This is a genomic window from Empedobacter sp. UBA5987 (assembly GCF_002429865.1).
Taxonomy (GTDB): domain Bacteria; phylum Bacteroidota; class Bacteroidia; order Flavobacteriales; family Weeksellaceae; genus Empedobacter; species Empedobacter falsenii_B.
This window is the reverse complement of the sequence record NZ_DJBB01000016.1, coordinates 59,094-83,093: the sequence shown is the minus strand read 5'-3', so window position 1 is coordinate 83,093 and position 24,000 is coordinate 59,094. Positions and strand designations below refer to the sequence as shown.

General features: G+C 27.7%; 23 protein-coding genes. 5 read left to right on the top strand and 18 right to left on the bottom strand.

Annotated features, from left to right (window positions below):
- Position 1: 1 nt before the first annotated feature.
- The 4 genes from B3J26_RS03070 to B3J26_RS03055 all read right to left on the bottom strand — a co-directional run bounded on the left by B3J26_RS03070 (position 2) and on the right by B3J26_RS03055 (position 5,658).
- On the bottom strand, positions 2–2,167 hold the full coding sequence (locus B3J26_RS03070) for a patatin-like phospholipase family protein (protein WP_291073187.1): 2,166 nt from the start codon (positions 2,165–2,167) through the stop codon (positions 2–4).
- A gap of 105 nt (positions 2,168–2,272) precedes the next feature.
- Complete coding sequence (locus B3J26_RS03065) at positions 2,273–2,551, bottom strand: DUF7683 domain-containing protein (RefSeq protein ID WP_291064114.1); 279 nt, start codon at positions 2,549–2,551, stop codon at positions 2,273–2,275.
- A gap of 58 nt (positions 2,552–2,609) precedes the next feature.
- Entirely contained in the window at positions 2,610–5,075 is a 2,466-nt protein-coding gene (locus tag B3J26_RS03060) for a bifunctional UDP-N-acetylmuramoyl-tripeptide:D-alanyl-D-alanine ligase/alanine racemase (protein WP_291073185.1), read from the bottom strand.
- Positions 5,062–5,658, bottom strand: a complete 597-nt coding sequence (locus B3J26_RS03055) for a thymidine kinase (RefSeq protein ID WP_291073183.1) — start codon at positions 5,656–5,658, stop codon at positions 5,062–5,064. Before B3J26_RS03055 ends, B3J26_RS03060 begins: the two co-directional genes overlap by 14 nt.
- Before the next feature lie 221 nt (positions 5,659–5,879).
- Between B3J26_RS03055 and B3J26_RS03050 the strand changes: the two genes are divergently transcribed.
- Entirely contained in the window at positions 5,880–7,298 is a 1,419-nt protein-coding gene (locus tag B3J26_RS03050; RefSeq protein ID WP_280050425.1) for an exopolysaccharide biosynthesis polyprenyl glycosylphosphotransferase, read from the top strand.
- On the opposite strand, the gene B3J26_RS03045 is transcribed toward B3J26_RS03050, so the two are convergent.
- Positions 7,295–8,377 carry a glycosyltransferase gene (locus B3J26_RS03045; RefSeq protein ID WP_280050426.1) on the bottom strand — a complete coding sequence of 361 codons (1,083 nt, stop codon included), beginning with the start codon at positions 8,375–8,377 and terminating at the stop codon, positions 7,295–7,297. The genes B3J26_RS03050 and B3J26_RS03045 overlap by 4 nt on opposite strands.
- Before the next feature lie 37 nt (positions 8,378–8,414).
- Between B3J26_RS03045 and B3J26_RS03040 the strand changes: the two genes are divergently transcribed.
- Positions 8,415–9,410, top strand: coding sequence for an NAD-dependent epimerase/dehydratase family protein (locus tag B3J26_RS03040; RefSeq protein WP_280050427.1), 996 nt, complete (start codon positions 8,415–8,417; stop codon positions 9,408–9,410).
- A 23-nt stretch (positions 9,411–9,433) separates the two neighbouring features.
- On the opposite strand, the gene B3J26_RS03035 is transcribed toward B3J26_RS03040, so the two are convergent.
- The 9 genes from B3J26_RS03035 to B3J26_RS02995 all read right to left on the bottom strand — a co-directional run bounded on the left by B3J26_RS03035 (position 9,434) and on the right by B3J26_RS02995 (position 18,376).
- Positions 9,434–10,357, bottom strand: coding sequence for a glycosyltransferase family 2 protein (locus B3J26_RS03035; RefSeq protein WP_291073181.1), 924 nt, complete (start codon positions 10,355–10,357; stop codon positions 9,434–9,436).
- Positions 10,358–11,845 (bottom strand): ArnT family glycosyltransferase, encoded by a 1,488-nt coding sequence (locus tag B3J26_RS03030; protein WP_280049439.1) that lies wholly within the window; start codon positions 11,843–11,845, stop codon positions 10,358–10,360.
- A 72-nt stretch (positions 11,846–11,917) separates the two neighbouring features.
- Complete coding sequence (locus B3J26_RS03025; protein WP_280049440.1) at positions 11,918–13,117, bottom strand: O-antigen ligase family protein; 1,200 nt, start codon at positions 13,115–13,117, stop codon at positions 11,918–11,920.
- Positions 13,114–13,911: a glycosyltransferase gene (locus B3J26_RS03020; RefSeq protein ID WP_280049442.1), complete on the bottom strand. Its 798-nt coding sequence runs from the start codon at positions 13,909–13,911 to the stop codon at positions 13,114–13,116. Before B3J26_RS03020 ends, B3J26_RS03025 begins: the two co-directional genes overlap by 4 nt.
- Positions 13,904–15,298 (bottom strand): O-antigen ligase family protein, encoded by a 1,395-nt coding sequence (locus B3J26_RS03015; protein WP_280049443.1) that lies wholly within the window; start codon positions 15,296–15,298, stop codon positions 13,904–13,906. The genes B3J26_RS03020 and B3J26_RS03015 overlap by 8 nt, the downstream gene beginning before the upstream one ends.
- On the bottom strand, positions 15,291–16,520 hold the full coding sequence (locus B3J26_RS03010; RefSeq protein ID WP_280049444.1) for a hypothetical protein: 1,230 nt from the start codon (positions 16,518–16,520) through the stop codon (positions 15,291–15,293). Before B3J26_RS03010 ends, B3J26_RS03015 begins: the two co-directional genes overlap by 8 nt.
- Positions 16,521–16,536: 16 nt before the next feature.
- Entirely contained in the window at positions 16,537–17,112 is a 576-nt protein-coding gene (locus B3J26_RS03005) for a hypothetical protein (RefSeq protein ID WP_280049445.1), read from the bottom strand.
- An 8-nt stretch (positions 17,113–17,120) separates the two neighbouring features.
- On the bottom strand, positions 17,121–18,017 hold the full coding sequence (locus B3J26_RS03000) for a hypothetical protein (RefSeq protein WP_280049446.1): 897 nt from the start codon (positions 18,015–18,017) through the stop codon (positions 17,121–17,123).
- 170 nt (positions 18,018–18,187) lie between these two features.
- On the bottom strand, positions 18,188–18,376 hold the full coding sequence (locus B3J26_RS02995) for a hypothetical protein (protein WP_125349128.1): 189 nt from the start codon (positions 18,374–18,376) through the stop codon (positions 18,188–18,190).
- A 93-nt stretch (positions 18,377–18,469) separates the two neighbouring features.
- Here B3J26_RS02995 and B3J26_RS02990 point away from each other — a divergent pair, with 93 nt between their 5' ends.
- Positions 18,470–19,360 carry a DUF6427 family protein gene (locus tag B3J26_RS02990; RefSeq protein ID WP_291073179.1) on the top strand — a complete coding sequence of 297 codons (891 nt, stop codon included), beginning with the start codon at positions 18,470–18,472 and terminating at the stop codon, positions 19,358–19,360.
- On the opposite strand, the gene B3J26_RS02985 is transcribed toward B3J26_RS02990, so the two are convergent.
- Both B3J26_RS02985 and queD read right to left on the bottom strand, forming a co-directional pair.
- Positions 19,295–20,122: a UDP-2,3-diacylglucosamine diphosphatase gene (locus B3J26_RS02985; protein WP_291073177.1), complete on the bottom strand. Its 828-nt coding sequence runs from the start codon at positions 20,120–20,122 to the stop codon at positions 19,295–19,297. The genes B3J26_RS02990 and B3J26_RS02985 overlap by 66 nt on opposite strands.
- Positions 20,098–20,550, bottom strand: a complete 453-nt coding sequence (gene queD, locus B3J26_RS02980) for a 6-carboxytetrahydropterin synthase QueD (protein ID WP_180905560.1) — start codon at positions 20,548–20,550, stop codon at positions 20,098–20,100. Before queD ends, B3J26_RS02985 begins: the two co-directional genes overlap by 25 nt.
- Before the next feature lie 34 nt (positions 20,551–20,584).
- Here queD and B3J26_RS02975 point away from each other — a divergent pair, with 34 nt between their 5' ends.
- Together B3J26_RS02975 and B3J26_RS02970 are read left to right on the top strand one after the other, a co-directional pair.
- A complete protein-coding gene (locus B3J26_RS02975; RefSeq protein WP_291073175.1) occupies positions 20,585–21,250 on the top strand; it encodes a ComF family protein in 666 nt (221 codons plus the stop codon).
- Between the two features lie 27 nt (positions 21,251–21,277).
- Entirely contained in the window at positions 21,278–23,035 is a 1,758-nt protein-coding gene (locus B3J26_RS02970) for an Ig-like domain-containing protein (protein WP_291073173.1), read from the top strand.
- 17 nt (positions 23,036–23,052) lie between these two features.
- Here the strand turns inward: B3J26_RS02970 and B3J26_RS02965 are convergent, their stop codons facing one another.
- The gene (locus B3J26_RS02965) at positions 23,053–23,583 is read right to left on the bottom strand and encodes a hypothetical protein (RefSeq protein WP_291073171.1); all 531 of its coding nucleotides are present in this window, start codon (positions 23,581–23,583) and stop codon (positions 23,053–23,055) included.
- A 4-nt stretch (positions 23,584–23,587) separates the two neighbouring features.
- Positions 23,588–23,998: a DUF2752 domain-containing protein gene (locus B3J26_RS02960; protein ID WP_291073169.1), complete on the bottom strand. Its 411-nt coding sequence runs from the start codon at positions 23,996–23,998 to the stop codon at positions 23,588–23,590.
- Positions 23,999–24,000 lie beyond the last annotated feature (2 nt).

Genomic DNA, 24,000 nt, shown 5'->3' with positions numbered 1-24,000 from the left:
TCTAAAACCAGTAACCTAAACTTAAATTAAATAATCCTTTTTTTGTGTAAGGCGAATAACTCCAAATAAAATTTAAAGGTCCTAATGGACTATCGTAGCCATAGGTAACGCCATACCCAAGATATTTGTAATTTGTTAAACTCAATTGCTCAAATCTATCTGTGATATTTGCTATATTCATAAATAGACTTGTGTAATGATTTTTCAAAATTCGAGCTTGGATATGAGAGCCAAAAAGCAATTGATTGTCGCCAATCGCAGAGCCAAAAGGAAGCCCATAAAACTTTGTATAATTGAAAAAATCTTGTTCAACATAACCTCCGAGATAAAACTTCTGAGGCATTGTTACATTATCGTTGAAAAAGGTTCCAAAGTTAGCAGTAAATCTGTAACTTAGGAAATTATTTAACGGAAAATTTGCCTCTAAACTCGATTCTAACAAATAGTTATTTTCGAATCCAGTTACATTAGAATCAAACAAATACTTAAAGCTTCCATCAAATTTTAAACCACTACGCGTAAAATTTGCATTATTTCGATTATCTGCTTTAATATATCCATACGCTTTCCAATAATAACCTTCGGATTTTGCTGGAAATTCTTCATTAGAAGCAATAAAATTATTTGTGAAAACTTTTGTGTATTGATGCTCTAATCCAACGCCAATCGCAAATTTTTCTTTAATCGTGGATTGAATATAGAGTTGATTGATGTATTCTCTAAAGTTATAATTTACTTTTTTGTAGATATTATCTTGACCAAAGAAGTTTCTTAAATCAATTTCTTTGTCAAAATAATGCGAAAAAGAGTTGAAACCAATACTTGGTAAATAACCATTATCAATGAAAAAATTGATGTTATATCGCGCATAATCTCCAACCACAACATCAGCAGATAGCACCGAGTTTTTGACAAATAAATTCTTTGAAGTGAAGTTTAAAAGTAATCCTGTTTTAAATAAATCATCGTAATGTAATCCAAAACGGATAGATTGTTTGGTCTTATTTTCTTGAACTTTTAACGTTAATAAATTCTCTTCATCGTTAATTTCTGAGATTTTATACGTGATATTATTGAAGTTTCCTGAAGCATATAGTTTCGAAATTCCAGCTTTTAAATCATCATATTTTATAATTTCAGGAGTACGAATCCCTAACTTACCTTCGATGTAATTTGTGTTGAAGTTTTTCAATCCTTCTACTTCAATTTCTTTCACCAAAACATAATCATCAAGTTTAATTTCGTTTCGAGTTTTGTTTGAAGCATGCTGTTTTTTTGCAATTTCTTTCAGTTGATCATATACTTTTTCCGAAGCAATAAGTCCACGATTGTAAATAGAATCTACTTCGTCAAAACTCGTGACAGCATATTCTTTTAACTCTGGTTTAATCAATAAATCGACTAATTTCTTTTGTTCATTTGTTTTTTTAACGATGCTCATCGTCATAATTTGACTCAAAATATCAATAGCAGAATTTAGATCATCACGTTTTTGTAAACCATCACCCAATTCGACACCGATAATAATATCAGCCCCCATTTCTTTCACTTCTTTCACGGGGAAGTTGTTGACAACGCCACCATCAACATATATTTTACCATCAATTGTGACAGGATCTAACATGGTAGGATATGCGCCTGAAGCCAAAATAACACGAGGTAAAAATCCCGAACGAAAGACTTTTTCTTCTCCAGTTTCGAGATCAGTTCCGATACAAACAAAAGGTGTTGGAAGTTTATTGAAATCATCAATATCATGAACTGGACGCAATAAATAAGTCAATAAATCAAGTGGACCTTGACCTTTTGAAATGGCATTAGGAATCGTTAATTTGAACTTATCAAAAGGTAATTCTAAGATATATTTTTCTTTGTATGCTTTCTCGAAAAAAGGAATTTCTGCACGATCCTTATTTTGCGTAATCAGCGAAGAAATATCTAATTGATGCATAATTTTCTCAAGATCGTCAGGCGTATAACCAGCCGCATATAATCCGCCTATAATTGCGCCCATACTTGTACCTCCAATGTAATCAATTTTGATTCCTGCTTCTTCAATCTTCTTTAAAGCGCCAACGTGTGCATAACCTTTTGCACCGCCACCACTCAATACAACACCAACTTTTAGACGCGTTGAATCGTTCTTTGTTTCTTGTGCAAAGGCCATGGTAGAAATAATGAAAATGAAAGTAAAAAGACTGCGCATAAATTGATCTAAATTGAGGAATAAAGATAGCAATTTTGAATCTAAGTTGTAGAATTGATACTTTAACTATTCAACATTATTTTCATAACAACTTAAATAATATGAAAATTTCGAAAAGTCGGGAAAAAAAGCTTTATTTACTTTTAGAAAAGGCTTTAATTTTTCTATTTGTGAAGTAGAAAGTGGATATGAATCATATATTTCTGTTGGATAATCGTCGTCATATAAGATGAAATTATCTAAATGGGTTAAAATTTGTTCAGTAGATATCTCTAATTCAAATTCATTGTGTAATGAATCATCAGAATTATTATACTCTTCAATTAATCTAATTATTTTATCCATTTATTTTTTTTAAAAATACAAAAAAAGAGCTACTTTTCAGTAGCCCTTTTTCAGTATATTATTCTTTGTAATAAACGCGTTTTATACGTTGGGAAACCGAAGTTAGGACTTCATAAGGAATTGTCCCTAACCATTCGGTAACGTCGGCCAAAGTTGGCGAGTTTCCAAAAATAGTTACTTCATCACCTTCTTTACACGGAATATCTGTTACATTAACCATCATCATATCCATACAAATAGTTCCGGTAATTGTAGCCAAATGTCCATTGATACCTACTTTTCCTTTTCCGTAACCTATTGAACGACGAATTCCGTCTGCATAACCAACAGGTAAAGTTGCAATTTTGGTATGACGCTCGGCTGTAAAACGACGACCGTAACTTACAGTTTCGCCTTTTTCTATCTCTGAAATCTGAGAAATTACCGTTTTGAAACGCACAACAGGTTTCAAATATTTCTCCATAAAATCGGTATATTCAGAGTAGCCATACATTCCGATTCCTAAACGAACCATGTCATATTGATGCTCTCCATACGCCACGATTCCAGGAGAATTTAACGCATGTTTGATTGGTTTTATGTTTAACGCAGTTGTAATTGCCGCATAACTATTGTCAAAACGATTCAATTGGTATCTCGCATAATCTTCCTCCTCAGGCATATCAGCAGTTGCTAAATGCGTGAAAATAGAGCGAACATAGACATGCGAATTATCTTTTAGAATAGCAATTAGCTCTTCGAAATCATCTTCGTGAAAGCCAAGACGATTCATACCCGTTTCCATTTTTAGGTGAATTGGATAAGGCGAAGAAATCTGTTTTTCTTGTAGTTTCTGAATGAATAATTTCAAGACGCGCAAACTATAGATCTCTGGCTCCAATTGATAATCGATAACCGTAGAATAACTACTTTGTTCCGGGTTCATGACGATAATTGGAATGGTAATTCCAGCCTCGCGCAATTCTTTTCCTTCATCTGCAATCGCCACGCCTAAGAAATCGACACCGTTATTTTGTAAGGTATTTGCTACCTCAAAACTTCCTGTTCCATAACTATTCGCTTTTACCATGCACATCAATTTTGTGGTAGATTTTAGCAATGAGCGGTACACATTTATATTTTCGATCAGGTGTTGCAAATTAATTTCAAGAACAGAATCGTTGGAACGTGTTTCTAATTCATTCGAAATTTTTTCTAATTTAAACGGACGAGCACCTTTTAATAAAATAGCTTCGTTGTCGACATTTTGATGACGGAATTGTTCTAAGAATTCTTCAGTCGAATTGAATGAACGAACATAAGATTTGAATAAATGTTTGAACTGAGAAATTTTTTCTCCAATCAAAACTATCTCATCAAAATGATAAGGGTTGACTAAATCTGCCGCTTGTTGATATAAATCTTGATCAGATAAGTTACTTTGTAAAATATCCGTCAATACCAACGATTTTTTGTCGCGTGGTTGTTGATTTAACACATTTAGACCAATTTTTAATGAATTTAGATCAGAATTGAAAGTATCATTAATTAAAATTGAATGATTAATCGCTTCTTTAATTTCCAAACGCATTTCGATTGGTAGAAGTTGATTAAATTCGTTTTTAAGTTGTTTATAATCAATATTTAAACTAATTAAAGTCGTTAAGCAAATTAAACTATTTTTAATCGAAGCATCATCGATAAAAGGAATCGAATAGGTGAATTCTTCTTGATTATGTAAAATAGAAATTTGTGTATTAGTCTGATTACTTTGTATTTGCTTGATTTGTACAGTGGCAGAATTTGAGTAACCATAAGTGTATTTATCTATTTTTGCTAAATGAGCGTTTTCAAGAATAGCTTGATGCACTTTTTCATTTTCAATATTGAAAACTAATTTATCAACATGAGAAAATAGTTTCAGTTTTTCCTGAATCAATTCATCTTGATTTTTGAAATTCTCTAAATGCGCTTCTCCGATTTTTGTCAACACACCAATTGTAGGTTGAATAATTTCTTCGAGATTTTGCATTTCATTTGGCATCGAAATTCCAGCTTCGAAAATACCCAAATCGTTTTTCTCTTCCATTTGCAAAACAGAAAGTGCTGCTCCGAATTGAGAATTGTAACTTTTTGGACTACGAACAATCGAGAATTTTTTCCATAACAATTGATTCAACCACTCTTTGACAATCGTTTTTCCATTGGAACCGGTAATTCCGATCACAGGAAAATGAAATTGTTTGCGATGAATTTTTGCCCAATTTTGCAAAGCAAGTAGCGGATTTTCAACCTCGATAAAATTTGTATGAGGCAAATTTGTCAACGCTTTTTCTACGACAAAATTTCGAATTCCTCTTTGATAAGCATCTTGCAAAAACAAATGTCCGTCTTTTTGGTTTCCGTGAAAAGCAAAGAAAATTCCGTGAATTGGATTGACAATCATGCGCGAATCAAAGAAAATTTGACTGATGATTTCGTCTCCATTTCCAATCAAAGTACCGTTGATGATACTTGCAATTTGATTTAGATTATAAGTTTTCAACTTTATGTTTGTTATGTTCTTCCCAGAAAGCAACTCGGCTTAATGGTTCGTATTCTAATACTTCGCCAAGCTCTACAAGGCGATCACTGTCAATTTTTCGGTGCGAATAATTGGCTAAATTTCCTGTACGAACGCAGATTGCATGCACTTTTGTTACATACTCGGCAGTCGCCATTAAATTGGGCATTGGACCAAAAGGACGACCTTTAAAATCCATATCCAAACCAGCAACAATAACGCGTTTACCTTCATTGGCCAATTGATTGGCTACGTCTACAATTCCGTCATCAAAAAATTGTGCTTCATCAATTCCTACCACATCGCAATCATCAGCCAATAATAAAATTGCTGAAGAATACTCAACAGGTGTTGATGTAATAGAATTTTGATTGTGTGAAACGACTTCGCGGTCCGCATAACGCGTATCTATCGTAGGTTTGAAGATTTCGACACGTTGTTTGGCAAATTCGGCACGTTTTAGACGGCGTATAAGTTCTTCGGTTTTACCAGAAAACATTGAGCCACAGATGACTTCTATCCATCCACTTTTTTTGTTATGATTAAAGGTATTTTCGAGGAACATAGTTCAAATAATTTAGATTAAAATGTGAGAACAAATTTACGGAATAAATTAGATGAGTTGAGTAAAAAAATATATGAAGATTATTTTAAAGGAAAATGAGAAAACATAAGTTATGTAACATTATATTATTTAATTTGTATTCAAAAGTTTATAAAAATTAATATTTTTACCTTTTATATTATTTAGCTATTTATCACAGATAGCTTATTTAACTTATACTAATGAAAACCAAATTATTAAAAAAAATTTATACATTATTAGTCTTTTTTGACTATGGATTATTAAGTTTCTTGTTCTTTTATTTTTTAAGATTGAAATATAAATATATTAATAATGTTACTTTGAAAATTGAATCATGGACAATAGAAGATTTATTAATAACTCATTTCAAAGTTTTTATTTTAATCTTATTAGCTTGGGGGTGGTTAGCTAGTAAAACAAAATTTTATAAAGAAATATCTTCAAAAAATTTTGGTAAATATAAAAGGTATTTAAATCAGGTAAGTATATTTTCAATTATAGTTTATGCTATTTCAGGAATAAAAGAAGAACCTTTATTTTCGAATAGAATGACTTTAGATTTTTTGTTATATTTTTTTATTTTTTCATTTATTTTTCGATTTTTCATTATTTCTGTTTATAATTATCTTTTAAAAAATGGATATTATGTATCTAATGTCTGTATACTAGGAATTAATAATAATACTGAGGTTTTTATGGAGACTATAAACTCTAAGTTAGGTCAAAATTTTAAAGGGTTGATTTCTAGAAAAAAATATACAAATATTTTGTATCCATCATTTGAAATAGATTCAATTGATTTTGATGATTTTATAAAAATAAATAGTATTGATACAATTTATTTATCGCAAATGTCAGATTTAGGGGATACAATGATTGATCAACTTATTTTATATTGTCAAAAGAATCATCTTAGTTTTTTTTTAATTCCTAACTCTAAATATGGAAATGTAACAAGATTAGAAATAAAATACCTTGATACACTACCTGTGCTAAAAGTAAGAATGTTTCCTTTAGATTTATCCTATAATCAATTAATTAAGAATATACTAGATAAAACATTTTCACTACTTTTCTGTATTGTATTTCTAAGTTGGTTATTTCCTTTGATAAGTATCTTAATTTTATTAGACTCTAAAGGGTCAGTTATTTTTAAACAAAAAAGAAATGGATTAAATGGAAAAGAGTTTGATTGTTATAAATTTAGAACAATGAGGACAACAGGAACAAACTCTATAATAGAAACAAAAAGAAATGATAATAGAGTAACTAAAATGGGTAAATTTCTAAGAAGAACAAGCTTGGATGAAATTCCTCAATTTATAAATGTTTTAAAAGGAGACATGTCTGTGGTAGGACCTAGACCACATATGATTGTTCAAGATACATACTATAAAGAAGTTATTGAAAAATATTATTTAAGACATTATGTAAAACCAGGTATTACTGGATTAGCACAAATTAGAGGTTATAGAGGTGCAATTGATTCTGATGAAGATATGGAAAAAAGAATCTCAGCAGATGCATTCTACGTTAGAAATTGGACTTTATATCTTGATATAAAAATTATTGTGCAAACAGGTTTATTAATGATTAAAGGAGATGATAACGCAATTTAATCTTTTAAGGAATCAATATAATACTTAATTAATTTATCTAAATTTTTTTCTTGATTAAATAAATCTTTTACTCTTTTGTAAGAAGCTTCCCCCATTTCTTCTTTTGATAATATTGTTTTTTTGATAGAGTTATTAAATTGATCAATTGTGGAACAAATATACCCATTTACACCTTCTTTAACTGTAATTAAGTTACTTTCAATATTATTTGTTATTATAGGCTTTTTTAAAGCCATTGCTTCAAGAATATTGAAAGGAAGTCCTTCCCATAAGGAAGTAGATAGGAATATATCAAAGGAATTAAGAATATCTATACATTCATCATATTTTTTCCATCCAGTAATAGAAATATTAGGAGAATTTAGTTCATGTTTTAAATCACCATCTCCAATCCAAAAGAACTCATAATTAGGGAATTCTTTTGCTATTAAATTAAATAATCTTGGATTCTTTTGAATAGAAATTCGTCCAGAATTACCTATTCTAATCTTAGAGCTTTTATTAGAATTAAAACTCTTATTATCAAAATAAGAAAGGTTAACACCATTTAAAATCAGACAAGCACGATTATTATCAATTTTAGAAGCAATTCTAAATTCATGATCCCCACAAGCAATTATTTGTACAGGGAAAAAAAATTGAGAGAATTTTTCTATTTGGTAGAAAAGTTTTTGTTTAAATTCAGATATATCCTCTCTTAAAAAAGAGTATCCATGAGGAGTATAAAAAACTTTGTTTTTTAAACGAAAAGCAGCTAGTCTCCCTAAAACTCCTGCTTTGGATGAATGTATATGAATTAAATCTGGAGCTATTTCTTTTATTTTTTTTCTTATATTAAAGATTGATTTTAAATCTTCTTTTGGAGAAATTTCACGTTTCATGGAAATTTGATGAAAAAAAATTTTAGACGAAAAATCACTTGAAATTTGATCAAATTTAGTTTCTCCTCTATCTCCACTATATATAATATGAATTTCAAAACGTTCATCATTTTCTAAATAATTACATATTTGTTTGATATATGTATATACTCCACTTACAAATGTTTCTGAAATATGTAATAATTTAATTTTTTCCATAGCGCAAATATAGTAATTTTGACAATAAACTTAATAAATGAAAACAGCTTTCGTTTTTGGAGGATCAGGCTATATAGCCTTTTTTTTAATTAATAAATTAATTGAAGAACATAAGTTTGATAAAATTATTTTATTTGATATAAAAAAACCTCTATATTTTAATTCAACTTTACATAATAGTGTTGAATATATATATTGTGATGTTAGAAATAAGATAGAGTATTTAATAGATTTCAACATAAATACAGAAGAATCATGGATTTATAATTTTGCAGCAATACACAGAGAACCAGGCCATGATAGGAAAGAATATTTTGATACTAATATTAATGGTGCTGAAAATATAAATGAGTTTGCAGAAAGATTGAATGTTAAGAATATATTTTTTACAAGTAGTATTGCACCTTATGGAAAATCTAAAAATGTTTGTACAGAAGAGTCGATGATTTATGCTGAAACTCCTTACGGAATTTCTAAAGGTTTAGCTGAAAAAATTCATCAAATTTGGTTAGCAAAATCTATTGATAGGAGATTAATTATAGTAAGACCGAGTGTTATTTATGGACCTCATGATCCAGGAAATATATATAGAACAATAAAGGCCCTTAAGAAAGGTGCATTTATGCTTCCAAATGGAGGTAATATTATTAAAGCATACGGTTATGTATTTGGTTTAATTGAAAGTATTTTGTTTACTATGAATCAAAATGAGAGATTAATTATTTATAATTATGCTGAAAATCCTATTCATAATTTAAAAGAGATGATAGAGATAATAAAAAAAGAATTAGGTTATAAGAAACCAACGTTTAGTATCCCTGTTAGTTTTTTAGTTATTGTTGCGGGAATACTACAAATTGGATTTAAGATGATTGGAAAAAAATCAGATATACATCCTGTAAGAGTAAAAAAAGCTGCATTTCCTACTAATATAAAACCAAATTATTTGATAGATAAAGGATTTAAATTCAATTACGGACTTAAAGAGTCTTTAAGACATTGGAAAAGTATAGCTCCTAAAGATTTTGATTAATCGAAATAAAAGAAACGAATATATTATAATATATTCGTTTCTTTTATAATATATAGGGGTCTATCTAATACATTATTATTTATTCTACTGATATATTCACCAATAATTCCGACAGAAACTAATTGAACACTTCCTATAAACATAGAGCTAATAATTAATGATGTCCATCCTGTAATTGTTTCTTTTAGAATAAAATGAGAAAAAATTGCATATAAGATAATAAGTAAAGAAAAAAAAGATAAAAAAATTCCAGTTCTAGTAACAAATGTTAAAGGTTTATCTGAAAAACTAGTAATACCATCTATAGCAAAACTTAACATTTTACTTAATGGATATCCTGATTTTCCATATTTTCTTTTATCTCGGTTAAAATATACAGCAGTTTGATTAAATCCAATCCAAGATATTTGTCCTCTTAAGAATTTATTTTTTTCAGGCATTTGTTTTAAACATTCGACAATTTTTTTATCAATAAGTCTAAAGTCACCTGTATCTAAAGGAATATCTATAGAAGTTAACGAGCTTAATGTACGATAAAAAAATTTCGCTGATATTTTTTTAAATAAACTTTCACCTTCTCTATTTTCTCTCTTAGCGTAAACTACCTCGAAACCTTCTTTATGTTTTTTATAAAGCTCTGGAATTAATTCGGGAGGATCTTGTAGGTCTCCATCAATAATTACTACAGCATCACCTTTACAATTATCTAATCCTGCACTTACTGCAATCTGATGTCCAAAGTTTCTACTAAAATTAATATAAAAAGATTTTTTATGACTACTAGCTATTGATTGTAACTGAAAGATTGAATTATCCTTACTTCCATCATTCACAAAAATAATTTCATAATCATCTGTTATTACTTCGGCTGATTTGATTATCCTTCTGTGTAATTCAGGTATTATCTTTTCTTCGTTATAAATAGGAACAATTATTGATAGTTTCATTTATTTTATATTTATTATTTTGTATATTTTTATTCCCCAATGTTGCCAATCTGTTTGATTGTCTTCTAAGATTTCAGTAGAATATTTATTTTCAATATTGCTTTTGATTTCTCCAGATTGTCCAACAACAACAATATCTCCAGGAATTAAAGAGTTCCAATCCTTAAGTTTTATATTGAAATTATAATCTTTGTTTAATTGATTGATATAAAACATAGCATTGTATTGAGGAATATCTGCACAATAAAATAAATTATTATCAATAATTCTTTCCCCATATCTAACTTCTTGAAAAAAAAGAGATAAAAGATTCATATTTCGTTGATACTCATCTTGATTAGATGTAATTTTATTATATATATTATAATATGAAAAAGAACTAATTGTAAAACAAGATAACACTAATGAATACATCAATATTTTTTCAAACCTCTTGTTGTTTAAATACACATATATTGTATATACTCCTAAACCAATAATTAATGAAAATAATGGAAACCAAGGTGTATCATACCATTCATACTTTGTAGAAGCTTTTGTTAAAACTAGATAGTGTATTATAATTAATGAAGCTATATATAGAGAGAGTTTTAAAATTTTTTTATTGGGATTAAATAATGATATAATAAAACAAATAGGCAAAAAATAAATCCAATTTTTAAAGCGATCTACATCATTAAATAAATTCTCAAAATAATAAAAAGTGTTTTTTTCTTCTAAACCATCAAGTGTAGTGTTTAACCTTCCTCCAAGTTCATTTTCATATACAGCTTTTATATATCCAGGATTAAGAATCTCTCTTATTGAATAATATGATATGACTATAAATAAGAAAATAAAAATTGCGTAATAAAAATGCTTGTTCTTTAATAATTTGAATAATTGCTTTGTAAATATTATTAATATTAAATAAGCAGGAGTAAACAAAAGTCCAGCAATACCTTTTGTTAGAACAGATAAACTTAAAGAAACAAAAAAAATGTATAACCATTTATTTTGTTTTGTTTCAGTAAATAGAAAAATACTTAACGAAGATATTGTTACGAAAAGAGTTAATAAAGTATCATAATCTCCTGTTCGAGCTCCATGTATAGCTATATAACCATTGGTAGTAATTAATACAGTACTAACAAAGATAGATATCCATTCATTATTTAAAATTTTTTTTGAAAATACATATAATAGGATGCAAGTTAATAAAGCACTTATTATTGTAGGAATACGAATTGCGAGTTCATTAACTCCAACTAAATACATAAAGAAAGTTTGTAACCATATTAATAATGGAGGCTTAGTATTCCACATATCAGGTTCTCCGTTATAGTGTGTTACAATAAAATTATTGTTGTAATACATTTCTAATGCATTTAAAGAATTTCTTCCTTCATCCCAAAGAAAAATAGGATCTTTATTAATGTTAATTAAAGTTATAGGAAGTATTATAAATAAAAGTAATAAAAAGTGTTTCCAAGATATTTTAATATCCATAATTGTAAAGTGAATTAATTCTAATAATTTGATTTTATAAATAATATAAGTAGTAATAAACTCGTATAGTTATTAAATATTGTTGATACTAAGTGTATTTATTCTCTTTAAGGATATGATATAGTAAATTATAAATAAATAACAACCTAGTTGTCTATGAAATACATTTTCAACCGAAAAAAATAAAATAAAAGAAACAATTATACTGAATGAAATAAAGTTACCTTTAGTTATTAATAGAGACATTATACAAAAAGTTGTGAAAATAAAGAGGGCTATATATCCTCCAAATAATAAATAATCATAAAATTGAGAGTGAGTATTAAATTTTTCATTTATAAAGTAATCTTTTTTTTCTTTTTTATTAATTATTTGCTCATAATTAATGACTAAATAATCTTCTATTAATTGATAATTTCCATATCCAATAATATTGTTAAAGTCTTGATTATTTTTAATATTATATACACTTTTCCAAATTACAAATCGAGGTTCTTGATCAATTAAGATTTCTAAATTATCATAATTAAGTCTTTCTTTTACATTCGGATTAGAGAGCACGAGAAAAGTTAAACCTAATGTAGCTAAAGCTCCTATTATAGACTTATTTACAAAATTTAAATTTAAATAAAAGATAATGTAGATAAGGGTAATAATTATAAAGCTAATAATAGATAATCTTGCAGAAATTAAAACTAAAAAAGCAAACATGAAGAGTATAATAATACTATAAATTATTTTTAATCTTTTTTGAAAAGAATTCAGAGTAAATTTAAAACATAATAGAATATTTAAAAGTACATAAAAACCTAAGTAAGGTCGATGAATTTTCAGAATATGCACCATTTCTCCTTCATTTGCAAAAGGAATAAAACTATTTTTATAATAAAATAAAGATGTTCTTATTACACAGATCAATACATAAAAGGCACAACTTATTATAGATATTTTTTCAATTCTATTGATAGGAAGATCCTTCTTTGTATAGATTAATAGACTTCCGATTAATAGAATTGGTAAAAATTTCCATAAACTTTTATTTGCGTCATATGATCCTTGAAATAAACCTATTATTGAGATGTAAAATAGAAAAAAAATAAAAATATAAAGAATATTATTTGATTTGTAAGATTCATTATTTAAAAAATATTCGATTATTGAAGTAGCACAAAAAATAGCAAAAAGAAGGTTACTTAATGCTGATGAAAATGGAAGAATGAGCACTAAACATACTAATGAATATGAATTAAAAATTTTTATAGTTTTTATCATTTTAAAATTATTTTTTTTAAAAAAATCACAAAACGATTTGGAGTATATAAAAGAATATAGCTTTTTAATAAACCTAATATGGAAACATATGAAAAAGTAAAATTCTCTTTAAGAATTCTAACTTTACTTTTTATTTGTCTATTTCTATTTTGTATAGAAATTCCTTTAGTATTAATTTCAATAATTACTAAAACTTGATCAATGTTTTTCCCCTTGTATTTCTTTAAAATATTAGTAAAAAAAGCAAAATCTTCTGCAGCCTTATAATCTGTAGGATACTTTCCTACTTCTTTTATAATATCAGCTTTGAACATTACACTTGGATGAATGAAAGAACATTTAGATTTCATTTCTTTTCTAATTTCTTTATCAATTATAGCAGGTTTAATGTTAAAAAGAAAATTTTTATTTTCATCGACTGCTTTTACATAACTACCTACTAAAGCATAATCGTTATTCTTATTAAGAAATTCTTCTTGTATTTTAAAACGGTTTTCAACACATAAATCACCACAATCTAGTCTAGAAATATATTTATATTTTTTTTCTAGAGCATAGTCTATTGCATCATTTAGAACATATTCAATGCCTCTGTTTCTTATACAATATTGAAAATGTATATCACCTTTGAATTTTTTAGAATTTAAAACTTTAGTTTCTTGTATATTCTGCTGATTACTACCATCATCGATAATCAAGACATCTAATTTTTCATTTTGACCTATCGATTTGATTGAATTAATTAACCCTTGAGGATTATTATAATGTGGAATGATTAATAAATTTTTATTCATTCTTTTGATAATTAATTTTTTGTTGTAAGTATATTAGTATTACAAAATTTAACCAAACACCATAAACTCTAAAAGTATCAATTTGTAACCAATTAATATATAAGCCTATTAGAGAAATAGAAATAGAAATAGATAAAACTCGGGTATGAAAATTATTTGACTTCAAAAATCTGTAGCATAAATGCAAACTATAAATAATTATTGATAACCAACAAATAAAGCCTAAAATACCCATTTCTGCTAAAATTCTTGTATAAATATTATATCCAGGAGGGAATGAAGGTTCTTTTTTATTATTGTATAGTTCTTTAAATTCCCAATTGTTAACTGTAGACCATCTAGGATAATGAAATCTTGAATAGTAAGCTTGTTGCCCAAAACCTACTCCAAAAATAGGATTTTCCTTAAATACTTGTAAAGATGCATATTGCATTCCAAATCTTGTTTTATTGGAAACATCAGTTTTGAGGTTACTAACGAAATCTAGACGTTCTATTTTTTCATTAATGGAATAAATTATTTTTTCGGCATTAAATGTCAAAAGAGATAAAACAGTTATTAATGAACTAAAAAATAAAATACTTAGTTGTTTACGATAGATGTTATTTTTATACAGATATAAAATAAATAAAATAAATATAGAAAATACAACAAGAAGGCCTGTTCTTGATCCCGAAAAGAATGTAAGAATTAATACTAAAATAGAAGGGGAAATTTTTTTTATTAAATTATTTTCCGTTAATACATAGCTGAACATCCAGCCAGATATAGTAATTAAATATATAGCATAAAAAGGAGGTTCATAAGCAAAAGTTGATATTCTACCCCCGCTATGATAAACTGGTTTAATAAAAGGGATAACATAACCTATAAAGTCAGTTATTAATCTTGCAGGATATATACCAAAATATGAATATAGAATTTCAAAGAAACCATATAAAGAAGAAAATAATAACGAACAGAAAAAAATTCTACGGATGGTTATAAAAACTTTTTTTACAGACCAATTTGAAATAACTCTCCAAAAAAAAGGAATGAAAATAAAGAAAGGTATTGATAAAGCAAATAATTGTCTTATTAATCTATTCAGGCCACTTGTTTTTTTGAAATAACTATTATAAATATTATCGATATTAATTAATGAGCAAATAATTGCTATAAAAAAAAATAATATTAATAACCTATAAAAGGTACTATTGACAGGAATATTTAATTTTCCTGTTTTTATTACTTCTAATAACATTAGAAAACCTCCTAAAATAAAAAAATGAGCACCAATTTCTCTTGTATATTCTCCAAGAAAAGGAAATATTTCTATTTGATTAAAAGAAAATAGGAACAATCCTATAGAAAATATCACTAAATATAATCTCTCCAAATTATTCATTGTAAAATGCTTTGTTTTTTAAAATAAGTAAATGTTGGGCAAATGTTCGTATAAACCATAAGAATATTAATGATAATAAAACAATGTTGATTGATACACTATTTAAGAAAATTAAAGTTGTAATGATCAATATTGTGCTAATAATCAATATTATATTGAAGTATTTTAACATCTTTAAATTTGTAGAAACTTCAAATGCAGGACTTATAACCGCTGAGTATAATCTTGTTATTCCTAAAATAATTAAAAGAAACATTTCATATTTGTATTTGAAAAACTTAAATGTCAAAATATTAAACTCTTCAATGAAAAATATTATCATCAATAAAAAAGAACCGAGTATAACACCTAGCAACAGGGATAAATAAACATTTTTGAAAAGAGTATTCAACTCGATGCCTTCCTTATATTTGACTAATTGTTTAAAACCTATATAATTTTGTAAAATTCCATAAGGAGCAATTAAAAAATTGCTTAAGAAGAAATATATTCCAACAGCTTCTAATCCATTTTTTTGTTCAATTATAAATCTGTCTCCAAAAGTTATTATAGAAAAGGATGTAATAGAAATAAAGAAAAATAAAAACGATTTAAGTATAGTTTTTTTATTAATAGATGAAGTATAACAAAATTTAAATTGCTTTATAGTATTTAAAATAATAATAGCAGTACATCCTATTATTAAAAAACATAATATATTAATTAATGATACTATAGAGTCTATTTTAAAAAACAAAAAATAAATACTAATTATTAAAAGTATAAATTTCCAATAATTTGCTATTAATTGAGCAATTTCAAATAGTCCTTTTAACCTTAGAATACTAAAAATAGGCATGCTAATAATTAAACAATAGGATGCAAAATAGAGTAAAATATTAGAATAAGATTTTAGATAAAATGAGTTGAATACTGTGTAGTATAATATGCTAGTTAATAATGAGACTAAAATAATTATTATTAAATTGATTCTAGGTGTCTGTATTATTCCTTTTTTTGTTACAAATGAATATCTTAAAAAAACTTGCTCGAAACCTAGTATACCATAGACATATATTAAGGAAAAATATGTTACTATTAATGAATATATTCCATAGTTAATATCATTTAATACTGTTTTAAATATGATATTAGAAATAAAGAAACACCCAGCTCCTAAAATAATTATTAATAGAGATGAGTGTGTTTTTAATAAATTTTTAAAATAATTAAACTTAATCATTTTTTTAATTACGCAATTAGAAAGCGGTATTTAAAACTTTTTGTAATTCAAGGATAAAATTGTGAGTTGTTGTTAAAAAAGGATCATAATTTTCCCCCTTCGAACTTAAACTTAATTTATTATTTGAATCGTTGTAATTAATAAATTCATTTGGTTGAAAATACTTTGTTAACTCATCGCCAAAAATGTAAAATTCTCGACCTTGATCAGCAATTTTAATAAAATTTATTTTAATTTCTTTTTGATCTTTATTACTACTAATATCTAAACGTAAGTCAGTAGGAATTACATTTTCAGGAAATTTAAATTCTATATTTTGGTGACCTTCAACATCAGAAGAACCTGCATAAATTGTTTTCTCTTCTGTAAACCAGCCTATACTTTTATCTTTCCAAAAAACGATTAGCTCATCACTTTTATTGAAGTCAGCGTTTATTGTAAGAACTAACCCTGTATTAGAATTAGTTATTCTATCTTTATCGTTTGATACATTTGAAATAGTTTGACCATCTTTAGTTCTTGGCTTTTTATCCTCTCCACAACTTTGGAAAATAATAAAGGAACAGAATAATAATAAAGTTAAATTTTTCATGAATAAAATTATTTTTGTTTAGTAAATATTAATCTAATGAATAAAAATATACCTATAAATAGAATTGGTAAAATTATCTTCAATAAATTTCCCTTTGTTTCTGCTTGTACATTGAGAGATTCACTGATTTTCTTTATGATATTTGTAGACAACAATTCGTTTAATTTAATATATTCGTTTTCTTTTATAAGTTCTCTTTTTGTTATTAATAAATCATTAAGTTGATTATTATCATTGACATAAACCAAATTTTTACTTGCTTCTGATTTTGTTGAGTTTTCAACTTTTGAAAAAACAGCATCTATTTGTTTAATAGTACCATCATTTATTCCTAAACGTTGTTTTTCATTTTCTATTCTTATTAAACGAACTTGATTATAATATTCATTTTTATTAAGAAATTTTAATAATTTATCAATATTTGATGTTTGTATGGATGATTTTTTTGTCGTTAGAATAATTTGATGTGTTTTATAATTTTTACTTGTTTTTTCGTCATCAGCTACTTTATTAATATCGCCATCTTCAGCAAAAAGTTTAAGTAAATCAAAATTACTTTCGCTCTCGCCAGCAAACTGATAGATATTAGTAATAGGTTTTATCTCTATTTTATTGATATTAGGGGTAATACCAATTTTATTAAGAAAGACAGTGTCTTTATCAGAAATTTTAGAATTGATTAATTCAATCTCATTGTATAAATAATCTACACTACCATAATTTGGAGTTACAATTACTTTACTTTCATAGTTTTTTAATATTGGGTTTATAAAATAAGCAACTATTAAACCTAAAGCAGCTAATAAGATAATAAATAGAAAGTTTTTTTGTAAAAAAGTTCTAAATTTTTGTAGGAAATTTTTAAATAAAGCTCCAATTTCAATTTCTGAAGATTGTGAATTCATGAGTTAGTTTTATAAAAAGAATTTAGATTTTACATCTTTTTTTAGATGACAACGAAAATATTGATTTTTTATTTCATTTTTACAATAATAATTATAAAAAAACCTCTTATAAACTTATAAGAGGTTTTTCGAATTACTTCGAAAATATATTTTATACAATATAAGATAAATTATCTTTCGTATCTTTTTTCATTTTCGGTTCCAAAGCTAGCGATTTTATATAACCACCATCCCATCAATGCGCATCCGATGAATGTAAATAACCATCCAAAGATAACACCAATTGGAGATAATAAGTTTTCAAAAGTCCATTTGAAAATATCACCAATCGCAAAAAATAAATCAGTTATAACTCCCATATTCTAGTTTATTGCTTAATTTGCATCAAAGTTAATAAAATGTTGGTTAATCTACTTGACAAAAGGAATTTTTTTATACAGATTTTTATCATTGTGCTGTTTACATTGCTTGGAGCAACGAATTTTAACAGTATTGATCTGAGTAATTTAGAAAAATTAGGCGTAGTCCTGACGATTTTGACGATTGCTTTTGTAGGGTATATCGACAATACAAATGATTTAATTTCGACTTCTTCCTACCCAACTTTTACTTACATTTTGTGGATAATGCCTTTTATTGCAGGTTTATCAGATTATAGAATTGCTGGAAGTTTGTTGCTTGTGACTTATGTAACAGTGCAATTACTCTATTTTGAGTCCGAAAAAAACGATACGTACAATGCTTTTGATATAGGCGTTTTCATGAGTTTTGCAATACTATTAAGTCCGCCACTTATTTTCTTAGGAATTGTAGTTTTCACTTATTTCTTAACTTTAAGAGTTGTAGAACCAAAAATTCCTATTCTTGGTTTTCTAGGATTTATTCTTCCAATATTAATCGTTGCTCAAGTTAGTTTTCTGCTCGATTATTACTTTATGTTCGATTTTTATAAAGAACAATTAATGTTTACAATGGTACATTTCGAATGGAAACAATTGTTTTTAGTTCCAATTGCAATTATTCTAATTTATTCAATTATCAATCATTTCAAGAATGTGAATAAATTGACAGCACAAAAGAAACGTATCTTTTTGTTGATGCATTTTATGTTTGGAACAATGCTGATTACGTATATTCTTTACGGAGGAAATAACGATGCTTATCTTGCTTTTTTAGGTTTTAGCATTATGTTGATGTTGACAAGATACTTTAGCGAAAGCAAACCCAAAATAGAATGGCTAAAAGAGGCATTTCTTTGGGTTTTTATGATTTGCTTGCTAATTTATAATTTTTATGATAGAATCCCGAGATTCTTCTCCTTGATTACGGAGGTAAGTTTTTAATTCGAATTCTTTTCCATCAAAAACACCATAAGTAAAGTAGTTAATCCAATCGCCAAGATTGATGTGACGTGCTTTGCCTATAGCAATTTCCATTGGTAAATGTCGATGTCCGTAAACTAGATAATCGTAGTATTTTCGATGCAATTGTTTACGGCTATACATGATTAACCATTCGTTGTCAACGCCCAAAAAATTAACATCTTCGTCTCCTGAAATCATTTTATTTTTTCGCGAAGCTGTAATTCCCAACCACATTGCCAAATCGGGATGAAGTAGATAAAAAAGGAATTGACAAACTTTGTTTGTAAAAACCATTTTCATGCGTTTGTAGCCTTTATCACCAGGTCCTTTTCCATCTCCATGTACAATAAAAAATTCTTTTCCATTGATGATAAAATCCTGCTTATCTCGGAAAACAATCGCATTGATTTGTTCTTCCAAATAATCTTTCATCCATAAATCATGGTTTCCAACAAAGAAATAAATTGGAATTCCACGATCAGAAATTTCGGCTAATTTTCCTAAAACACGCACAAATCCTTTCGGAACAACGTGTTTATATTCGAACCAAAAATCGAATAAATCGCCAATCAAAAATAAAACACCACAATCGTCTTTTATTTCGTCAAGCCATTTTACAAACAATTTTTCGCGCACCAAACTATCTTTTTCATTCGGAGCACCAAAATGATGATCCGAAGAAAAATAGGCTTTTTTACCAGCTTCTAACTGAATGTTTATTGGTTGTCCTCCGCTAACCATTCTGCATAAGAATTTTCAGTTTCGTGTAATTTCAAAGCAACCAAATCAATATTCGTTGGTAAAAGAGGTTTGATTTTATCCACAATCCATAAAATCATATTTTCAGCAGACGGTTGATAATCTGTAAAAACAACATTATGTCCTTCTGCTAATAATTTTTCTCCTAATGTTTTGTGAGGCGAATTTTCGTTCAATAAAATTGCGTGATCAAAAAGATTAACAATTTCTTTGTTCACAATTTTTTTCAAATCTCCAAAATCCATCACCATTCCAAGTTTCACATCGTTGGTGTCCTCAGAAGGTGTTCCTTTCACAGTTACAAATAATTTGTACGAATGTCCATGTATATTTTTACACTTTCCGTCATAACCATGCAAAGCATGTGCAGTTTCGAACGTAAAAGCTTTTGTAAGTCGAATGATTTTCATTAAATTTAGTACTAAACTTTAATTTGCAAAGGTAATGGAAATCAAAACAATCGTAAATTCTTTGGTTGATTTATTTTTTCCGATGCGTTGTTTGGATTGTCAAGACGTCATTCAACCTTCGCAATTTCTGTGTGTTTCGTGCTCAACAAAACTTGTTTTCACGCATTTTAATTTTGATCAAAATAATCGCGCTTATGATAAATTGAGAAATTATTGCGAGGTCGAAAATGCATTTTCTTTGTTAGAATTTAAACATCATAATACCACGCAAGCCATTTTGCATGAAATGAAATATAGGAATCGCTCAGAAATTGGAATTGATTTAGCGCAGATGATTAAATTTGATTTGAGTGATTATAACGGAATTATTCCGATTCCTTTGCATCCAAAACGATTGAAAACAAGAGGCTACAATCAAGTAGAAGATTTTGCACGAACGTTGGCAGAAATCAACCAGATTAATTATTTTTCGGATGGATTAATCCGAACAAAATACAATTCATCTCAAGTAAATGAAGACAAAAAACATCGATTGGAAAATATGAAAGATGCGTTTGAAATCAATCCAAATCTTAAGTCTGGACATTATATTTTGATTGATGATGTGTTAACAACTGGCGCAACGATTGCATCAGCAATAAAAAAGTTTAATCTTTCAGAAAATTTTAAGATAAGTGTAATTACCATTGCTTGTGCTTAATAACAAGCTTTTTCTTAACTTGCGCCCATGAATAAGACGACACGTTTTTCGCTTTTGATGTTAACCATTTTGACGGTTATTTCTTGTGCAAGACAAGGTTCACCAACGGGAGGGCCTAAAGATGAAACTCCTCCAGTTTTCCTAAAAGCTGATCCAGATACGTTGGCAACAAATATAGATGTCAATTTGCAAGAGGCAATAATCAACTTTGATGAGTATATTCTTCTAAAAGAGTACAGCAAAAATGTTGTTGTTTCGCCATCGTTTCAAATTCCGCCAATTGTGACGCCGCAAGCTTTAGCGAAGAAATATATTTCGATTAAATTTCAAGAACCATTGTTGCCAAATACGACATATAGTTTCAACTTTGGTGATGCGATTCAAGATTTTAACGAAAATAATAAGTTGTCAAACTTTCAATATGTTTTTTCGACAGGTAGTTTTATTGATTCGTTGAAGGTGACCGGTCGTGTAAATGCGTCTTATGATTTCAAATTGCCAGAGAAGATATTGGTTGGGCTATATAAAGTAGATAGTACATACAAAGACAGTATTATTCTGCAAAAGAAACCTTATTACATTGCAAGAGCCAATGATAAAGGAGAATATCAATTAAATTATTTGGCTTCGGGTAAATATAAATTGATTGCTTTCGAGGATAAGGTAGAAAATGTGATGTACGATTATGGGAAAGAGCGTTTGGCTTTTCATAACGAACCAATTGAGCTGAATGCGAATCAACAAATTAATTTGAATTTATTCAATCAAAAACCAGCTTATCGTAAGCCTGAAGCGAGTTTTAAACAAGAAGGTTTAATTGTTTTTAAAACGACAGGATCAACGGATGATGTAACGATAACGCCGGTTGGGAAAGAATTTAAAACAGCTTACATTCAGAAGTTTCCAAAACAAGATTCGATTAATTTTTGGTTCAATCCAAAGGTGGATACAATTGTAGGAAGAAGTGCAAAATTGAATTTCAAGGTTCAACATAAAGATCAAATTGATGAAGTAAGTGCATTATATTCAAAATCGAATACAGAACGAAAATTAGAATTTAAAGCATTAAATGATCAAAAATTAGCGCCAAATAAACCATTTAAAGTTCAGGCAAATGCACCAATAAAATCATTGGATTTATCTAAAATTTATGTGTTTAAGGATACAGTTTCAATTCCATTCAAAGTTTCGATTGATACAGTGAATGCGCAGAACTTGAATTTTGCTTTTGATAAAAATTTAGATGAAAAATTTGAAGTTAATATTTATCCAAATGCGTTGACAGATGTGTTAGGAGAGAAGAATGACACGCTTGCTTATCCAATAAAAATGGGAACGCGTGGTGATTTTGGATATTTAAAATTAACGCTTCAAAACACTCCAAATAAACCATTTATCTTACAATTTCTAAAAACAGATAAAGATTATACAGTTTTGGAAGAGTTGTATAATCCAGCAAATAAAAACTATTTCGAATTCAACTTTATTGAACCAGGAGAATATTTGTTCCGTTTATTGGTTGATGAAAACGAAAATGGAAAATGGGATACAGGCGATTATTTATCAGGTAAACAGCCCGAACCAATTTATTTGTATCCAGAGCCAATCAAAATTAGAGCGATGTGGGATGCAACCGAAACATGGGTTTTAGGAGAGGCAAATCAACCGGTTTCTTTACCAAATGATGACAAAGATTCGGACAAAAATAGAATACGTCGAGGAGAATTGAAAGAAGGCGAGGAGCGCCAAAATCCACGAACAACAAATAAGAAATCAGAGGAATAGTTCTCTGATTTTTTTATTTAATCAATACGTAAATCTTTTGTAATACTTGCGTATGGTTGTATATCATAAACAGGACAGCCTATTCTGTCCAAAATAATACTTCCTATAATTAAATATACTTGATATTGAGTTTTAGGTGAATTGTTATCAAAAAGATGTTTACAATTTGTAATTAATATTGCATTGATAAACTCTTCAACAGTAAGTTCTTCCCATTTTATAAAATGATAATCTAAGAAAACATATTTTAATAGATTCGTGAAATTTTTAATTTTTAGATTTAAAAAATCACTTAACTTTTGGAAGTTATTTACTTGTAAGTAATTAGATATTTTATCCGTTAGTTGAATATGATGTCCAAAGTAATTTTGAAACGTTATGTAAAGTGAATCAAGTTCTTCTTTGTTTTCGGAAGTAACATCAATCATTTGACAAATTAGGTTTGAAACTTCTCCAACTCGACTTACTTTTTGAATATCTTCATCTTTAAAATGAATTTTGAAATGATTTTCAAATTCCATGATTAATTCAACAGTATCTAATCCCATATTTCTAACTTTCTGGAGCCAAATATATAAAAGGTGAAAGAGGAATGTTTCTTAAAATAGAATAAACCAAAAGGAAAATTAAGAAATTTCTTGCAAAACTTGTGGGAAGATGTAATTTGCCTGACATTGGTTTGCCTAAAAAAATATTTCCAATAATAGCATAATACAATTGTATACAAATGTAAAGTGCAAAAGGCAAAATAAGATTGTATCGTAACGATTGTAAAAAATGTCCGTGAACAAGTAAGGAAAAAGCACGTTGACCGCCACAGCCAGGACACCATAAACCTGTTATTTCATGAAACATACATTTGATAGAAAACGGACTTTGGTTGCTGTAATAACTATAAAAATAGACAATTACCAAAATGGGTAAAAGTGTTGATAGTCCATAAACCAAAATCCGTTTTATCATAT

Bases quoted from the DNA above. Each gene is read 5' to 3' on its own strand.
- B3J26_RS03070 (WP_291073187.1), bottom strand. From the start codon at position 2,167: ATGGCCTTTGCACAAGAAACAAAGAACGATTCAACGCGTCTAAAAGTT.
- B3J26_RS03065 (WP_291064114.1), bottom strand. From the start codon at position 2,551: ATGGATAAAATAATTAGATTAATTGAAGAGTATAATAATTCTGATGAT.
- B3J26_RS03055 (WP_291073183.1), bottom strand. From the start codon at position 5,658: ATGTTCCTCGAAAATACCTTTAATCATAACAAAAAAAGTGGATGGATA.
- B3J26_RS03050 (WP_280050425.1), top strand. From the start codon at position 5,880: ATGAAAACCAAATTATTAAAAAAAATTTATACATTATTAGTCTTTTTT.
- B3J26_RS03045 (WP_280050426.1), bottom strand. From the start codon at position 8,377: ATGGAAAAAATTAAATTATTACATATTTCAGAAACATTTGTAAGTGGA.
- B3J26_RS03040 (WP_280050427.1), top strand. From the start codon at position 8,415: ATGAAAACAGCTTTCGTTTTTGGAGGATCAGGCTATATAGCCTTTTTT.
- B3J26_RS03035 (WP_291073181.1), bottom strand. From the start codon at position 10,357: ATGAAACTATCAATAATTGTTCCTATTTATAACGAAGAAAAGATAATA.
- B3J26_RS03030 (WP_280049439.1), bottom strand. From the start codon at position 11,845: ATGGATATTAAAATATCTTGGAAACACTTTTTATTACTTTTATTTATA.
- B3J26_RS03025 (WP_280049440.1), bottom strand. From the start codon at position 13,117: ATGATAAAAACTATAAAAATTTTTAATTCATATTCATTAGTATGTTTA.
- B3J26_RS03020 (WP_280049442.1), bottom strand. From the start codon at position 13,911: ATGAATAAAAATTTATTAATCATTCCACATTATAATAATCCTCAAGGG.
- B3J26_RS03015 (WP_280049443.1), bottom strand. From the start codon at position 15,298: ATGAATAATTTGGAGAGATTATATTTAGTGATATTTTCTATAGGATTG.
- B3J26_RS03010 (WP_280049444.1), bottom strand. From the start codon at position 16,520: ATGATTAAGTTTAATTATTTTAAAAATTTATTAAAAACACACTCATCT.
- B3J26_RS03005 (WP_280049445.1), bottom strand. From the start codon at position 17,112: ATGAAAAATTTAACTTTATTATTATTCTGTTCCTTTATTATTTTCCAA.
- B3J26_RS03000 (WP_280049446.1), bottom strand. From the start codon at position 18,017: ATGAATTCACAATCTTCAGAAATTGAAATTGGAGCTTTATTTAAAAAT.
- B3J26_RS02995 (WP_125349128.1), bottom strand. From the start codon at position 18,376: ATGGGAGTTATAACTGATTTATTTTTTGCGATTGGTGATATTTTCAAA.
- B3J26_RS02985 (WP_291073177.1), bottom strand. From the start codon at position 20,122: ATGGTTAGCGGAGGACAACCAATAAACATTCAGTTAGAAGCTGGTAAA.
- queD (WP_180905560.1), bottom strand. From the start codon at position 20,550: ATGAAAATCATTCGACTTACAAAAGCTTTTACGTTCGAAACTGCACAT.
- B3J26_RS02975 (WP_291073175.1), top strand. From the start codon at position 20,585: ATGGAAATCAAAACAATCGTAAATTCTTTGGTTGATTTATTTTTTCCG.
- B3J26_RS02970 (WP_291073173.1), top strand. From the start codon at position 21,278: ATGAATAAGACGACACGTTTTTCGCTTTTGATGTTAACCATTTTGACG.
- B3J26_RS02965 (WP_291073171.1), bottom strand. From the start codon at position 23,583: ATGGGATTAGATACTGTTGAATTAATCATGGAATTTGAAAATCATTTC.
- B3J26_RS02960 (WP_291073169.1), bottom strand. From the start codon at position 23,998: ATGATAAAACGGATTTTGGTTTATGGACTATCAACACTTTTACCCATT.